The sequence below is a fragment of the Streptomyces sodiiphilus genome (assembly GCF_039529215.1).
In the GTDB taxonomy this organism is placed as follows: domain Bacteria; phylum Actinomycetota; class Actinomycetes; order Streptomycetales; family Streptomycetaceae; genus Streptomyces; species Streptomyces sodiiphilus.
Genome location: NZ_BAAAMJ010000031.1, coordinates 60006 through 75430 on the forward strand (window position 1 = coordinate 60006; position 15425 = coordinate 75430).

A 15425-nucleotide genomic window follows, 5' to 3' on the forward strand; every position below is an offset into this window, starting at 1 on the left:
GTGTCACGAAGCGGGGAATCCGGTTGTCGGTGGGGGCCGGAGGCGGTTGGCTGCGTGGTGCGGTGGACGCACCCGGCCCGCAGGAACGGACGGTGTGCCGTCCGCTGTCGCACACGCAACGACCGTCACCGGCACCGTCGTCAGCACCAGGGGGGACCTTCCATGAGCCAGCCATGGCAGCCGCAGCCGAACGAGGGCTTCGGCCCGCCGCCTCCGCAGCAGCCGCAGGGCGGCCGGGGGCAGGTTCCCCCTACGGTTCCCCAGCCGCAGCCGGGCTACGGCTACCCGCCGCCGGTGCCCGGCGCGCCGCCGCACCAGCCCTACGGCGCGGCGCAGCCGCCGTACGGGGAACCGCCGAAGCCGCCCCGCCCCAACAAGGTGTGGCTGGCGCTGGGACTGACCGTGGTCGCCACGGTCGTCGCGGCGTTTCTCTACGCCGTGCTGTTCCACGCCCTGTACGACGCGGCGACCTACGAGGTCCGGCAGCTCTCCTTCCACGCACCGGTCGCCGGAGTGCTGATCGGTCTCGGTCCCGCGTTCTTCGCCCGGCGCAACTGGGGCGTGTACATCCTCGCCGCGGTGCTGAGCCTGGCCGCGGTGTGCTTCGGAGAGCTGTACGGCATGGCGATGATCCTCAGCGAGCACTTCACCCTTGGTGGGGTGCCCGCCCACGAGATCTTCCTTGAGGGCTTCGAGGATCTCCTGGAACTGTGGCGGGAGACCGCGGAACCGGCCACCTACGTGTCCCTGCTGCTCGCCCCGGTGGCCGCCGTATCGATCTGCCTGGTGGTGCTGAAGCGGGAGCGCAAGCGGGAGGCGGGGGCCTGAACCGATGAGGCCGGGCACACGACGCGCCCCCGGGCTCCTGAGGGAGCGCCGGGGGCCCGGTGTCTGCATGGAGGGGAGGGCTCAGGAGGGTTCCAGACCCTTGGAGCGCAGCCAGGCCGCCGGGTCGGTGGGGGAGCCGCCGCCGGGGCGGACCTCGAAGTGCAGGTGCGGGCCGGTGGACTTGCCGCTGTTGCCGGAGTAGGCGATCACCGTGCCGGCCTGGACGTAGCCCGAGTGGTAGACGTTGCTGCTCAGGTGGGCGTACCAGGTCTCGGTGCCGTCGGGGGCGGTGACGATCGCCATGTTGCCGTAGGAGACGTGCCACTGGGTGCGCACCGTGCCGTCGGTGGCCGCGCGCACCGGGGTGCCGTAGCTGACGGGGAAGTCGATGCCGGTGTGCACGGACATCCAGTTGATGCCGGACTGCCCGTATCCCGCGCTCAGCCCGCGTCGCTCGACGGGGAGGGCGAACTTGGGCCGCAGCGCCTCCAGCCGGGCGGCCTCGGCCTCGGCGGCCTTCTTCGCCTCCTCGGCGGCCTTCTTCTCGGCGGCCTTCTTCGCCTCCAGGTCGAGGCGGCCCTGGGTGCGGCTGGCCCGCTCCGCGTAGTCGTCGGCGGCGGCGGTGAGGGATTCGAGCTGGGTGTCGAACTGCTTGTTCGCGGCGACCGGCTGGACGTCGGCCGGGTCGGGGGCGGCCACCGGGGGCTCGTCCTCGACGCTGTCCGTGCTCTGCACGGTGGCGGCGGCCGCGATGCCGGTGATGCCCAGGACGGCGATGGACGGGGCGGCGACGGTCATCAGGGCCGAGCGCCGGGGCTTGGCGCACCTCCGGCGGCCTCCGCCGCCGCGGGAGCCCTGCGGCTGGAAGGGGGCCGGGTGCCGCGGCCCGCCGTCCTGGTCCGCGGCGACGGCCACCGGCTGCGGGCCGGTGTCCGCGTCGTGGTCGGGCGCCGGACCGTCCTGGTCGTGCGCGCCGGCCAGGTTCCAGCCGGTGGTGTCGTGCTCGGCCGTGTCCTGGGCCGCCGTGTCCTGCGCGGCCCGGTCATGCTCCGCCGCCTCGTGGCCGGCCGGCGCGTCGTAGGCTTCCGGGCCGGTGATGCCGGTGGTGTAGGAGCCGGTGTCCCAGGCGCCCTCCCCGTAGGCCGTCTCGCCGTGGGAGCCGGTTCCCGCGGCGCCGTAGGTGCCTGCCGGGTACGCCTCGGCCGTGTCGTGGCCGCCGCTCTGCCAGGAGGTGTCGCCGGGTGTCTCCCACCCGTCGGCGCCGCTCTGGTGGGGGATGGTTCCCGCGGCGCCGTAGCCGCCGGTCTCCCAGCTCCCGGCCTGCCCGTTCGCGGTGTATCCGGTGGACCAGTCGCCGTACTGCTGCCCGTTCCCGTCGCCGCCGTAGCCGCCGGTCTCCGTGTCGCCGTGGGCCGGGACGCCGTGCGCGGGGGTGCCGTCCCAGGTCTGCGCGGCGTACTGGCCGTTGTCGTAGGCCGTGGCCAGGCCGTAGGGGTCGTGACCGTAGGACTCGTGCCCGCCGTAGGCGGCGTAGGAACCGTAGTCGGAACGCTCCGGGGCGGTCGCCGTTCCGTAGGGCGCGTGCATGTTCTCGTCAGCGGGGGCCGGGAAGGCGACTCCCGACGGGTGACGATCGCTCACCGACAATGCCTTTCGGCTCGATAACAGGAGCGGGGTTGCAGACCCCGGCGGCTGCGGTGCGGCGACTGTACCCGCCGGTCCGGGACGGCGACAATCTTCCAGAGGTTTCGGAAGTTCGAGAAACGGGCATTCGGCCCCCTTTCGGAGGACCCCTCATTGATGCACCACGACAGGTTCGAATTCTGTTCGAGTGGGATGCGGGGGCAGCCGGGTGTGATTTCGCCCTCTGAGCGTGCCGCGCCGTGGCCGGGTGCGAGATGCTGTGGCTAACGTTCGTGAACCCCCGGCATCGGCGCCGGGCGTCTTGGGAGGCAGAAATGGGTGTGTCGGGTCCGATCCGGGTCGTGGTCGCCAAACCAGGGCTCGACGGTCATGACCGCGGGGCCAAGGTGATCGCGCGGGCGCTGCGCGACGCGGGCATGGAGGTCATCTACACCGGACTGCACCAGACCCCGGAGCAGATCGTCGACACGGCGATCCAGGAGGACGCCGACGCGATCGGCATGTCCATCCTCTCCGGCGCGCACAACACACTGTTCGCCAAGGTCATCGACCTGCTGAAGGAGCGCGACGCCGAGGACATCAAGGTGTTCGGCGGCGGCATCATCCCCGAGGACGACATCGCGCCGCTCAAGGACCGCGGCGTCGCCGAGATCTTCACACCGGGCGCGCCCACCGGCGATGTCGTCGACTGGGTCCGCTCGCACGTCCGCGCCGCCTGACGCGAGTCCGCCCGCGCCGGGCAGGGACCGGCTGGTATCCCCTGCCCGGCCCGGCCATGCCCGGATCAGCTCTTCCTCGGCACCTTCAGCCGGTTCCAGCTGGTACGGCCCGGGATGCCGTCCGCGTCCGGTCCCGTGAAGCCCAGCTTGCGCTGCCAGGCCGCGTACGAGGCCTGGTCCACGCTCGTCCACTGCGGGCCCGGCCCGACCTGGTAGCGGCCGCATCCCTCCGCCACCAAGCGGCGGCCCATCGCGGTGACGACCGGGCTGTTGCGGCCCACCCGGAAGAACGACGGCCCGGGGAACGGCTCGTACGAGGCCGGCGCGGCCGGCGGCGGTTCCTGCGGTCCCGGTGCGCTGCCGCCGAGCCGCTTGCCGATCCGGGTGCGCATGGTGCGCATCGAGAAGCCCCTGGGGTCGATCTTGCCGACCTGCCACTCCAGATGGCCGATCACCGAGCGCCGGCTCCAGCCGTGCGCCCGGCACAGCGCCGCGGCCGCCCGCTCGATCGCCAGCAGCTGTGCCGCGGGCCACGGATCCTTGCCGTCCCCGAGATTGACGCACTCGAAGCCGTAGAAGACGCGGTTGCCGTCGGTGTCGTTGCGCTGCGGCGACGGCGTCGCGGCCTCCTTGATCACCGCGTCCAGGACCCGCCGGTCCCCTCGCCCGGCGTGGTTGGCCCTGCCGTTCCCGACCAGGTACACCGTGCCGTCCTTGGCGATCACGCCGTGGCACAGCGGTCCGGGCAGCCCGGTGTAGCCGTTGTAGCAGAGCTCCACCGAGTTGCCGGTGCCCGAGGTCACCGTGTGGTGGATCATCACCCCGTGGACGCCGCCCCAGGGGCCGGCCGCGTTGCGGTGATGCGTGCGCCAGCTCCGGTGCTCGGCGACCTTCAGCCCCTCGTCCCGCAGGGCCTTCAGCAGCCGGGCGGCGGTGAGCGGTGTTGCCATCAGGTACTCCCTCCCTCAGCCGGGACCCGCCCCGGCCGGGGCGGGTCCCGGTCCGTGTCAGTCCTTCTTCCCCTCCGACCGCTCGGCCGGGACGGGCTCGGCCAGCGGACGGAAAGCCATCCGCAGATCGGTGACGGTGCCCTCCCCCTGCACCCACGCCAGCGGGGCCCAGTGCACCTCGATCCCGGCCGGGGGCCGCAGCAGCGGCTGCCGGCCGGCGTCGGCCGGCCACTCCACCGAGCCGGTGACGGTCCGCGCGGGAATCAGCCAGTAGTCCCCGGTGCGGTAGTCGCCGCCCTTCTCGAACCACACCTGGACGCCGTCCTCCAGGCCGGTCCACGCGCCCTCCTCGATCCGCAGCGCCCCGGCGCGCGACGCCGGCCCGCCCTTGCGGGACGGTGCCCGGTGGTCCCAGCGGCGCAGGAACGGCCGCAGGTGCGGCCGCCGGCCGCAGCCGGGCGGCGGCTCGGCGGACAGCCTCACCCGCAGGCCCGGCAGATCGACCTCCTCCACGGTCAGCAGCGGATGCGCCTCGCCGCGGCTGACCGAGGCGGTGTCGCCGAACTCGACGAGATCCCCGGCGTGCAGGTCGAGCTTCTCGTCCCCGCCCGGCGACTCCAGCTCGGCCCATGTCCCGTCCAGCCCCGCGACGGAGAACACCACCGAGCCGTTCTCCCTGGACCACTTGAACGTGGCGTTGCCGTCGCCCGCGCCGCCCTGGTGGACCTCCACCCGGTACAGCTGGTTCTCCACCCCGCGGTAGCGGGCGTCCGGCGGGACCGCGCACGGGTCGTCGTCCGCGCCCGCCGGGCGTTCGCTGCGCGCGGCCAGCCGGGCGGCGGGCGCGGACCGCCGGTGCGACCACAGGCGGAAGGCCGCCCGCAGCGTGTCCGCGTCCGGCGCCTCGCCGTCCGGCAGTTCCAGCTCCGCGCCGGGCAGCGGCAGCACCTGCCACACCACCTTGGTGCGGGCCGCCGTGTCCGGCACGGCCGGGCCGAGCGCGACCTCGCGCAGCTGGGGGTCCTCCGCGGCGGTGACCGTGCGCTCCCAGACCTTCAGGCAGACCAGGTAGGGGAACTCGCCGGGCAGCCGGTCCCCGGCCCGCTCGGGGTCCAGATGGCCGTCGGGCTGGTCCCAGTAGGACCAGGAGGGCGGCGGCTCGACGGCCGCCGCGGCGTCCGCCTCCGGCCCGGGGCAGTCCCCGTCGTCCCCGGATTCCGCCGGGTCGCCCGGCAGCGGCCGGGTGGCGTCGCACAGGATGCCGTCCACGTAGTAGCGGCCCTCACCGATGTGCAGGGTGTCCGGGCCGCGCCGGCCGGCCTCGTAGGTGATGCGGAAGCCGGTGGCACCCACCGGGCCGCCGTGCTGCCCGATCAGATCGGCGGCGACGGTCCTGTCCCGGTGCAGCTCGATCGCCGTCTGTTCGTTGGCGTCGGCGTCCAGCTGCACCCGGCCCTGCTGGGCCAGTACCGCGGAATAGCGCTTCTCCGGCCGGAAGGTGGCCCGGGAGAGATCGGCGTGCATGGTTCCCCCTCTTTCGCTCAGGAGACGTAGAAGATCCCGGCATCGCTGCCGGCCGGTGTGTACTGCGCGAGCCGGTCCCGCAGCGCCGCGTCGCGCTGCGGCTGGTAGAGGTCGTGGAAGACGCCCATCTCCGAGTGGTCGTCCGCGCCCCGGGAGACAGCGGGCGGGCAGCCCGGGGCAAGCCGGCCGTACGCGGGCGTGCCGTACCGCTCGCTGCTGAACACCGGGCGGATCCGGTGGGCTTCCTCCCGGTCCGCGGTGTCGGGCACGCAGCGGTGCCGGGGCGGGGTGCGGGAGCCGGGCGGCACGTAGCAGAACCGCAGGCAACCGATGCCGCGCCGGGCGGTGTGCAGCCGGCCGGTGAAGATACTGTTCTCGGCGATCCGGACGGCGTGCGTGCGCACTTCGCCGATCACGGTGGTGCGATGGGCGTGCAGCACGGCGTGCGCGTGCCGGCAGTCGGGGGCCGTGAGCGCTTCCCGGTCCGGGCCGGTGGCGTCCAGGACGCTGTCGGCGATGTGGAGCGGCAGCGGATCGGTGCCCACCTCGTCCCCGAGGACCACGACCGTGCCGAGCACCGAGTGCTCGATCCGCACGCAGGCGGAGGTGCGCTCCAGCACCAGGCTGGGCTCCTGCGGGGCCTTCGGGGCGCAGTGCGGGGTCAGCGACCAGCCGGGCACCAGCGTGCAGTGCCGTACCACCAGGGCCCCGACCGGGCCGCTGACGTGCACTCCGCGGCCGGTGATCAGCAGGCCGTCGAGCACCATCCGAGGGGCCGGCGGCTCCTGTGGCTTCCCGGCGCACGGCTTCTCGCCGGGCGGCTTCCGGCCGCCCCTCGCGCCCTCCCGGGCCCGGACGGTCAGCGCGTCGGGGCGGTTGCTGTACCAGTCCAGGAGACGGATCACCGGCCGGGTGCCCTCGGCCGCGCGCAGCTCCAGGCGGTCCCCGGGCCGCAGTTCGAAGTCCAGCTGCTCCTGGTAGGCGCCGCTGCGCGTGATCTCGATGACGCCGTCCCCGGGGCAGCGGCCGGCGTCCCGGTCGGACCGCCAGTGCGCGTAGGCGTCCGTGATCCGCTGGTGCGGCCCGCCCGGACCGACCCGGTACACCCTGGTGTCCGGCGGGGTGTCCCGCTCCCGCTCGTACTCCCCGGCGCCCATGTCCTCGCTGAAGGCGTAGTGGTAGCTGACCAGGACGCCGCGCCGGGGGGCGCACCGCGAGCCGAAGGCGATCCGGCCCAGCTCCGGGTCCACCGCGATCCGCCCGCGCGGCGGGCGGTAGGTCCAGTCGGTCAGGTCGGCCACGACGATGTCGGCCGGCTCGACCGGCTCGCGCCGCCCGTCGCGCCAGATCGTGAAGCTCTTGCCGGGGCCGTAGTGATCGGTGAGCCGGTCCGCGAGCTGCCGGCGCCGGAGGAAGGCCGGAACGCCGCCCGCCGGGGCCGGTGCGACGGCCGGGGAGGGCAGCGCGGCCCCGGTCTCCGGGCGGGGTCCGGGACCGGCCACCAGCGGACTGTCGTTGCCCAGGATGGAGAAGGTGTAGAGATTCCGGGCACGGTCCACGCAGTAGGCGGGCGCGCCGGTGACCGGGTACGGCTTCAGCCGCCAGACGAACAGCCCCAGACCGGCCGGTGTGTACCCGCCCTGCCTGCGGGCCGAGCCGGCGCGCCGCACATCGGCGGAGCGCGCGTGCGTACCGAACGGGCCTCCCGCCAGGTCCAGTGCCGCGCCGTCCCGCAGATCGGCCAGCCGCCCGCGGGCCGACCGCCGTTCACCGGCGCCGCGCTCGCCCTCGTGCCCCGGCCCGGCGCCGTACAGGCGCACCGGCTGCTGATGGGCCAGCAGCCGGGAGAACTCCACCGCCCGGGCCGGCCAGCCGGCGACCGATCCGGACAGCTCCTCCAGCAGGCCGAAGGTGCCCTTGCGCCGCCGGTGGCCGACCGTGGCGGCGACGTCGTGGCGCGGCGCGAGCAGCCCGAAGACCCGGGGCCGCCGGTCCGGACCGGCCCGCAGCGCGCTCTCGTGGCCCGGCGGGAGGCGGTAGCCCACCAGGTCGCCGATGTACGGCACCGCCCAGTCGGCGGCGGTCTCGATGAACCAGTCCTCGTAGGCCTGCTCCACGTCGCCGCGGATCAGGCCGGCCTGTTCGGCGATCACCGCGAGCAGCGCGCGCAGCGGACCGCCCTCCTCGGCGTCGCGCATCCGGTGCCACTGCGGCAGCAGTTCCGCGAGCCCGTCCGGCTCCCTGCTCATGGTGCGTCCCCCTCGTGGGCGCGAATGTCCGTCATCGGATCTCCGTCAGGATCAGGGTGTCGGCGACCTCCGGCGAGAACACGGCGAGCTGTGCCGGGCGGATGCCGCGGAAGGTGACGACCGTGCTGCCCTTCTCCAGCGGCCCGGTTCCGGTGATGCCGGGGTTCAGCCGCAGCAGCGCGGCGACCGGGAGGCCGTACCGGGCGGCGACGGAGGTGAGCGTCTCCGCCTCCCCGCACACCCGGTGGATGTCCTCGGCGAACCGGGCGGGCAGAGCCGGGACCACCGGCAGCGGCTCGTCCAGCCGGTCCGCCAGGTCGCGCAGCCCGTCGGGGGTGAGGGAGGCGGGCACCCCGGTGAACGCCCGCACCTCCAGCGAGTCCACGCCGGGCACGGTGTGCGCGGCGGCCAGCACCCGGGACAGCCGGGCCGGCCTGCCCAGGTCCCGGCCCGGGGGGCCGAGCCGCTCCAGGAGCACGGCGCGCAGGCGTGGTTCGACGTCCTCCCACCGGTGGTCCGGGTCCACCCGCACGCCCGCCACCAGCAGCAGCAGGACGAGTTCGCGGACGGCCACCCGGACCGGCAGCCGGCTGCCCCCGTGGGCGGTGAGCGCGGTGTGCAGGTGGCGCACCGCGTCGGAGTCCTCCGTCAGCGGCACGTCGTCCACGCCGGCCACCGTCACGTGCATCACCCGGCGGCGCCCGTCGGACAGCAGAGCGGCCGAGGCCCGTCCGATCGCGGCGCGGGTGCGGGCGAAGTCCGCGTAGTCGGACACCGACACCAGCCGGTCCAGGGCGGAGACCGCCAGCGGGATGTTGCGGCGCAGCAGGCCCGGCCCGTCCGGGTCGGCCCCTCCGGTGGCGGGCTGCGGGTTGGTGACGCCCGAGACACCGAGCGGGCGGCTGGTGGGCTGGGTGATCCGCTCCGCCGGGACGTTGGCGTCCTTGCCCAGGCCCACCCGGTACCGGGCCCGGACGTTCTCCTCGCCGGTGGGCAGGCGGGCGCCGTGCACCCCGTCGCCGAAGGTGACCGTGGTGCGGCCGTCGCCGGTCTCGCCGGTGACGAAGACCTGGTCGTGCGGGCCATGACCGGCGAGACCTTCCACCTCGTGCCGGCGTACCCCGTCGACGTGGATCTCCAGCGTGGAGGCCGCGCCCCGCGGGGAGTCGTCGGCCAGCCAGGTCAGCGGCCCCTGCCAGAGGGCGAACGTCTGCCCCGCCAGCCCGGCGTCGCCGCTGCCGATGGCCTCGTCGCGGCTCGCCCCGTGGGTCGCCCGCACCACGTTGCCGTGGATCCGCAGGCCCTCGCGCCGGTAGCGGTGGGCGAGGTCCGCGGACAGGGTGAGCGTGGTGTGCACCGTGTCGCCGGGCAGCGACGGGTCGACGTCCTGGCGGACCGCGGCGATCATCGCGGTCTCGGCGCCCCGGACCCCCTCGGTGCGGGGGATGTCGGCGCGCTCCCCGGTGACGGTGATCCAGCGGCCGGGCGTCAGGCCGTCGTACATTTCCGCCAGTTCGATCTCGTTGCCACTCACCTCCTCCTCCACCGGCTCGTCCGCAAGGCTCAGGGCGTCGCCCCTGGCCAGGACGGTGGTCCCCCGGATGTGCGACAGCAGCACGTCCTCCTCGTCGAGCCACGGGCTCTCCAGGGTGAGCTCGGTGACCTTGCCGGTGATCCCGTAGTTGGCCTGCGAGACCACCCGTGCGGAGGCCACCCGGGTCACGACCAGGGCCAGGTTCCCGTCGCCCGGGATCAGGCCGGTTCCCTTGCCCGGGCGCTGGACGACGACCCAGCTGCCGGGTGCGATGCCGTCGTGCACGGCGTCCAGGGCGAGGACGTTCCGGGAGGTCAGCTCCAGCCGCGAGGACAGCGAGATCTCCACGGTGACCGGCCCGTCCCCCTCGCCCTCCCCCTCGCCCTCGGCCGGGCGCCGCACCGTCACCTCGAAGTCGCCCTGCTCGGTGCGGTGTTCCTCGCCGGGGGCGAGCAGCCGCTCGAAGACCTCGCCGTTGCCCACGGTCACCCGGATGCGCCCGCCGGCCTCCGGGCGGGAGACGAACAGGACGCGGCCGGGCAGGTCCCCGAGCAGCTCGGCGGTGACGCCGGGCTCCTGCCCGGACGGCTCCTCGCCCTCCGCGGGCGGCTCGTGCGTGGTCAGACGCACCCGGCCCGGCCCGAAGTCGAAGGTCCCGGTGAAGGGCAGCGAGCGGTCCCGCCGCACCGAACCCCCGGCCTCCACGTACAGGAAGTCGGCACGGGCGGGCACCGGCCCGCTCTCCCCGGCGTCCTCGAACGTGACGCGCCAGGTGAGCAGCCGGCTGCCGGTCAGCGCCCAGTCCTCGTACCGGACGACGCGCCCGCTGCCGTCCAGCACCGGCCGCAGCGGCGCGGTCGCCCCGAACGGGGTGGCGGTGACCCGCATCGCCAGCACCTCGCGGAGGGCGAGCGGTTCGGTCACGTCGACCCGCCGCCACGCCTCGTACAGCCCGTCCGCCAGTCGCGGATCCAGCGCCGTCAGCAGCCGCGCGCCGGTGTCCGAGCCGGGCGCGTAGATGCTGTGCGGGTCGCGCGCCAGTTCCCGCGCGCCGCGCGGCAGCCGGGGAGCGGAGGTCCGCAGCGCGGGTAGCAGCGAACCGAGCGCGGCCGTCGCCGCGTCGGCCGCCGGCGGAGGCTCGGGCCCCGGACCGCCCCCGTCCGGCTCCGGCTGCGGCGGCTCCAGCACGGCCGCCCGGTCCTGCAGTTCGATCAGCCGGGTCTTCAGGCCGGTGAACCAGGCCAGCACCTCCGGGTACTCCGCGGCCAGTTCCTGCGCCTCGTCCAGCCGCTCGACGGTGTGGTCCAGCCGCCGGGAGAAGCCCGTGGGGGTGTCCAGCAGATCCAGTTCCGCGCGCAGCGGCGCCAGTTCCTGCTCGTCGAACTCCTCGATCAGCGGGCTGCCGGCCGGGCGCGGGTGCGGCCCGCCGGCGGTGTCGGTGATCCAGGCCGCGAGCTCCTCGCGCAGCTGCTCCAGGGACACCAGGGTGCCGCCGGGCAGCGAGACGACCGTGACGCCGGTCTCCCGGTCCACCCGCACGCCGGACACCGGCAGCAGGACCCGCTGCTCGGGACCGGCGGACTGCTCGGCGCTGAAGACGTACAGCAGGTGGTCGCCCGGCCTGACGTTGTTCGCCGTGCCGGCCAGATGCAGCCGGCCACGCCCGGCCAGCCCGGCCGCGGTCAGCCGGCAGGGGCGGCGCTGCCGGACCCGCAGGTCGTTCCACGACCAGCGGGCGGTCAGGTCCTCCACCGTCTCGAAGGACTGCGGCTCCTCGCCGGCCCCCGGCACGCTCTGACTGCGCGACCCCCGCGGGATCACCACCGGCCGGTCCGGCCCCTGCCGCGGGTCGTGGTCCAGCGAGTACGCCAGAAACACTCCGGCGGCCACGCCGGGCCGCGGCCGGTATCCGGTCAGCCCGCCGAGCAGCGCCAGGGACTCAGGGTCCCGGGCGGTGCGCAGACAGCCCTCGTCGGCGATCCGCTCCGAGTGGAAGGTCAGCAGGTCGCCCAGCACCGCCCAGGTGTCGAGCAGCCCGACGGCCGGATCGTCCGGGGTGCGCACCGTCAGCCCGTGCAGGGCCGGGTGGGCGGGCCCGGCGAGCCGGCCGAGCATCGCGTCGAGGAACTGCCCGTAGTCGCCCACCCGGCGGGCGAGGGCGTCCTGCCCGGGCGGGTTGCCGGCCGGCGCCGGCGGCCGGCCGTCGAACCGGCCGTCGCAGCCGCAGCCGCAGCCTGTGCCCTCAGGTCCTCCGGTCACAGTCCTTCACCTCCGAGCAGGATCGCCAGCCGGCCCATCTCCGGCCGGCGCGGGTCGTTGTCGCAGCGGACGATCTCCAGCGGGCCGGGCCGCAGGACGCCCGCCTCGCGTTCGCCGGGGTCCGGACCCCCCAGGCGCCGCAGCCGGGTGACCCGGACATCGGCCACCCCGGGCACCGCCGCGGCGAAGGCCACCAGCCGGCCGGCCCGGACGGGGTCACCGAACGTCCGCGCGTCCGGGTGGAAGAAAGCCGGCCGCCCGCCGGGCAGCGTCCCGGTGCCCAGTGCCCGCCGCAGCCCCGCGCGCACCGCGCTCTCCCGGTGCCCGGCGGCCACGCAGACGCGCAGCTCGATGTCGAGCGGCAGCTGCCGGGCGGGCAGCACCACCAGGTCGTGCCCGGTCAGCCGGAACACCTCCAGCGCCTGCGCCACCGCGTCCAGCAGGTCCGGGCCCGGCCCGCCGGTGCCGGACGCGTCGACCGCGACGTGCGCCTCCCGGGTGCTGCCGGTCCAGCGCAGCTGCGCCGCGGCGCGCCGCACGCCCGGCAGCCCGGACGCCAGGGCGGCGTAGTCCTTGGCGGTGACGGCCCGCAGCAGGGTGCGCCTCAGTGCCGGCGGCGCCAGCTGCCGCACCTGGTCGACCGGCTCGGGCGCGGTGCCGCCGGTGGCCGGCAGCGGGTTGCGGACCCGCGTCACCGCACCGGCCACCTTCCGCTCCACGCCCGCGCGGCGGCACAGCACCAGGTGGTTGACGGCCTCCGCGCCGACGTTGCCCGCCGGGCCGTTGCCCACCCGGCAGGTCACCTCGACGCGGGCCCCGGGCGGCGGTGGGGCACCGTGCCGGCCGTCGCCGAAGCGCAGCGCGAGACGGCCGTCGTCCTCCAGCTCCCCGACGAAGTGCCGGTCCCGGTGCCCGGAGGCCAGCAGGTCACGGCGCGGCACCCACACCTCGCCGCCTGCTGCGGCGGTCACCGCCGGCAGCGCCCGGCGCGGGTCCTGCGGGAGCCCGGAGACCGGCCCGGCCAGCACCGGGTGGTCCGGCCGCAGCCCGGCCGCGTAACGCTCCCCCCAGGAGCGGGCGATCTCCCAGGCGATGTGGTCGCCCTGCACGGCGCCGGCCCTCGCCCGGGCGGTCAGCACCTCCAGCCGGCGCAGCTTGTCCGCCAGCAGCCGGTGCCGCCTGGCCAGCAGGTCGCGCAGCGCGGCGGCGGGCCGGCGGGCGAGGCGGGCCTCCTTCACCGCCTCGGCACCGAACAACACGGTGAGCTCGGCGATCTCGGCACGGGACAGCCCTTCGGAACCGCCGGCCGCGCGCCACAGCTCCGTCAGCCGCTGCCGGACCAGCTCCGGCACTCCGGCCAGCCGGGACGCCTGCCCGGCCGCGACGACCGCCGGATCGGGGAACGGCGCCGCCTGGGTCACCGGCGCGTGCCGCAGCACCGGCCGGAACCGCTCGCGGATTCCCGGGTAGGAGGCCTGGGCGAGGAGCCGGTGCAGCACCTCGGCCTGCGCGTCGGCGGTGGGCGGCAGCACCCGCTCCTCGCCTCCGGAGCCGGGACGCAGCCGCACGTCCAGCCCGGCGCGGAGCACGGCCTCCTCGCCGACGGCGGCGAACAGCCCGCGCACCTGATTCGCCGTCAACTGAAGTCCTGCGCCTGCCTGATCGATCAGGGCGTGCACCGCCCGCGCGGGCGCGTTGCCCCGCGGCGGGTCCGGGCAGCCGAAGGCCGGCGGGTCGCAGGACGGGACACGCACCGGCTCCGGCGGCACCGTGAAGCCCTCCGGCTCGCCGCCGCAGAAGGTGACCGTGCGGCCGTGATCGACGGCGACCACATTGCCGCGGGCCACGCTGACGTCCGCGACCGGCCCGCAGCCGGTGCCGCCGCGTGAGGACAGGCACACCGGGAACGGCGGCGCGTCCTCCGGAGCCCAGGACACCTCCACCACCGGCTGGTCGCACAGCTCGTCGTACCCGGGGGTGACCGAGAGCAGCCGGACCGCCCGGCGGCGCGCCGGATCGGCGTCCGCCGGGACGCCGGAGCGCGGGCCGAGCACCTCCTCGATCAGCAGCAGGTCCCCCGGCCGCAGGTCCAGGGCCCGCTCGCGCGGCACGCCGGGCTTCTCCGGTCTGCCCGGGCCTCCAGGGCCCCGGCCTCCGGCAGCCCCGGGCCCGGGCTCGCCGGACTCCTGCCCGGCGGTCGTCCCCGGAGCGTCCGTCCCCGGAGCGTCCGTCCCGGGAGCGGAGGCTTCGGCGGAGCCGGGGCACCCGTCCCGCCAGGCGTCGCGGAGGGTGGCGCGGGTGGCTCCCCGGGGCAGGACGCACTCCTCGTCCCCCCAGGTCCAGAAGCGGATGAGGTTGTGCTCCGGGCGCAGCGTCACCTCCCGCCGCTCCAGCGGCTCGAAGACTTCGGGCGGGCCCTGCTCGTCGAGCGACCGCAGGATCTCGTCCGTGAGGACGGGAGGGAGCGCGGGGCGCTCCCGGGGCTCCGGCCGCCCGGCGTCCACGGCGGCGAACCGGTACTCCCCGTGCCGCAGGGTGATCCGGCGGCCCGTCTCCAGCACCACCAGGGCCCGGGCGTTGCACCCGTCGTGCATCGCGTAGTCGACGAGCCGGGTGTGCCGGCGCACCGACACCCGGCGGCGGGCGGTGGCCAGGTAGGCCTCCGTGCCCACCGCGTCCTGCAGATGACTGATCCGGTCGGCGGTGTGGGCCAGCAGCTCCACCAGGGTCACACCGAGGTCGGGCACGTGGCGCTCGACCCAGTCCGGGGTGGTCAGGGCCAGGTGGTCCAGAGCTGTCCGGAGCAGGCTGTCGTAGTCCCGCGCCGTGTAGTCGACGACCGGCGCGGGCCGGAACGCCGGCGGCGGCTCCGGCTCACCGACGCAGTCGAACGGGGTGGGGCAGCCGGGCAGGAAGGAGAAGCCGGCGCGGTGGTAGCGCGGGTCGAACCCGGACAGCGGCTCGGAGCCCGGCCGCCCGTACGGACCGGGCTCGACCAGGCACAGGGTGTACCGGGAGGTGTCGCCGGTCCGGTCGAGGACGACGGACATCCGGTCGTCGAGTTCCGGGTCGTCCTCCCGTTCCACGGTGACGTCGACGGCCCGCAGGTCCCGGACCCGGCGGCCGCCGTCGATCCGGATGTTCTCCGGGCGGACGCGTCGCGGCGCCTTGCCCAGGAAGGTGACGGTGAGGGTGAGCCCGTCGTCCGCGACCTCGATCCCGTCCAGCCCGTTCAGCCGGGGTGCCCTCCGCACCGCGTGCCGGCGCGGCCCCGTGCGGCACACGGCCCCCTCGCCCTCGGCGCCCGCGCCGCTCATGACGCCCCCCTTCCTTCGAACACCTCGTCGCGGCGGGTGGCGGTGGCGCGCACCACGTAGACCAGGTGGACGCGCACGACGTTCTCCTCGCTCACCACGTCCAGGGACTCGACCTCGATGACATCGCCGAGCCACTGCTGCAGGGCGGCCTGCACGGACAGTTCGACGGCGGAGGCCAGCTCGGGGCTGTTCGGCGCGAAGACCAGATCGAGCAGCCCGCAGCCGAAGTCGGGGCGCATCACGCGCTCTCCGGGGCTGGTGAACAGCAACTGCTCGATCATGCCGCGCACATGCTCCTCGTAGGGGGCGTGAGCGGTCCGGCCGCGCCGGTCGGTGCGGAACGGGAACGCGATGTCGGTGCGGGTACCGGACCGGGTGCCGGGTGCGATGTCGGCCATGGC

Annotated in this window: 9 protein-coding genes; 2 read left to right on the forward strand and 7 right to left on the reverse strand. The window is 75.4% G+C overall.

Translation table 11 applies throughout. The features are described from left to right. Positions 1 to 162: 162 nt before the first annotated feature. Positions 163 to 828, forward strand: coding sequence for a hypothetical protein (locus tag ABD299_RS15885; RefSeq protein WP_344262842.1), 666 nt, complete (start codon positions 163 to 165; stop codon positions 826 to 828). Positions 829 to 909: 81 nt separating this feature from the next. Here the strand turns inward: ABD299_RS15885 and ABD299_RS15890 are convergent, their stop codons facing one another. After that, entirely contained in the window at positions 910 to 2469 is a 1560-nt protein-coding gene (locus tag ABD299_RS15890; protein WP_344262844.1) for a M23 family metallopeptidase, read from the reverse strand. Positions 2470 to 2786: 317 nt separating this feature from the next. On the opposite strand from ABD299_RS15890, the gene icmB reads away from it, so the two are divergent. After that, on the forward strand, positions 2787 to 3191 hold the full coding sequence (gene icmB / locus ABD299_RS15895) for a coenzyme B12-dependent isobutyryl CoA mutase small subunit (protein WP_344262846.1): 405 nt from the start codon (positions 2787 to 2789) through the stop codon (positions 3189 to 3191). A gap of 65 nt (positions 3192 to 3256) precedes the next feature. Here the strand turns inward: icmB and ABD299_RS15900 are convergent, their stop codons facing one another. From ABD299_RS15900 to ABD299_RS15925, 6 genes are read right to left on the reverse strand one after another with little or no spacing between them, the layout of a single operon-like run. Continuing rightward, positions 3257 to 4141 carry a peptidoglycan-binding protein gene (locus tag ABD299_RS15900; RefSeq protein ID WP_344262848.1) on the reverse strand — a complete coding sequence of 295 codons (885 nt, stop codon included), beginning with the start codon at positions 4139 to 4141 and terminating at the stop codon, positions 3257 to 3259. A 57-nt stretch (positions 4142 to 4198) separates the two neighbouring features. Beyond that, positions 4199 to 5665, reverse strand: a complete 1467-nt coding sequence (locus ABD299_RS15905; RefSeq protein WP_344262850.1) for a DUF6519 domain-containing protein — start codon at positions 5663 to 5665, stop codon at positions 4199 to 4201. Positions 5666 to 5682: 17 nt separating this feature from the next. Beyond that, positions 5683 to 7914, reverse strand: coding sequence for a hypothetical protein (locus ABD299_RS15910; protein ID WP_344262852.1), 2232 nt, complete (start codon positions 7912 to 7914; stop codon positions 5683 to 5685). 31 nt (positions 7915 to 7945) lie between these two features. Next, complete coding sequence (locus ABD299_RS15915; RefSeq protein ID WP_344262854.1) at positions 7946 to 11707, reverse strand: putative baseplate assembly protein; 3762 nt, start codon at positions 11705 to 11707, stop codon at positions 7946 to 7948. Then, a complete protein-coding gene (locus ABD299_RS15920; RefSeq protein WP_344262856.1) occupies positions 11704 to 15024 on the reverse strand; it encodes a putative baseplate assembly protein in 3321 nt (1106 codons plus the stop codon). Before ABD299_RS15920 ends, ABD299_RS15915 begins: the two co-directional genes overlap by 4 nt. Then, the gene (locus ABD299_RS15925) at positions 15021 to 15422 is read right to left on the reverse strand and encodes a GPW/gp25 family protein (RefSeq protein ID WP_344262858.1); all 402 of its coding nucleotides are present in this window, start codon (positions 15420 to 15422) and stop codon (positions 15021 to 15023) included. Before ABD299_RS15925 ends, ABD299_RS15920 begins: the two co-directional genes overlap by 4 nt. Positions 15423 to 15425 lie beyond the last annotated feature (3 nt).

What these genes read in the sequence shown, in the direction of transcription:
- ABD299_RS15900 (WP_344262848.1), bottom strand. Translation starts at nt 4,141, where the DNA reads ATGGCAACACCGCTCACCGCCGCCCGGCTGCTGAAGGCCCTGCGGGAC.
- icmB (WP_344262846.1), top strand. Translation starts at nt 2,787, where the DNA reads ATGGGTGTGTCGGGTCCGATCCGGGTCGTGGTCGCCAAACCAGGGCTC.
- ABD299_RS15910 (WP_344262852.1), bottom strand. Translation starts at nt 7,914, where the DNA reads ATGAGCAGGGAGCCGGACGGGCTCGCGGAACTGCTGCCGCAGTGGCAC.
- ABD299_RS15925 (WP_344262858.1), bottom strand. Translation starts at nt 15,422, where the DNA reads ATGGCCGACATCGCACCCGGCACCCGGTCCGGTACCCGCACCGACATC.
- ABD299_RS15885 (WP_344262842.1), top strand. Translation starts at nt 163, where the DNA reads ATGAGCCAGCCATGGCAGCCGCAGCCGAACGAGGGCTTCGGCCCGCCG.
- ABD299_RS15905 (WP_344262850.1), bottom strand. Translation starts at nt 5,665, where the DNA reads ATGCACGCCGATCTCTCCCGGGCCACCTTCCGGCCGGAGAAGCGCTAT.
- ABD299_RS15920 (WP_344262856.1), bottom strand. Translation starts at nt 15,024, where the DNA reads ATGAGCGGCGCGGGCGCCGAGGGCGAGGGGGCCGTGTGCCGCACGGGG.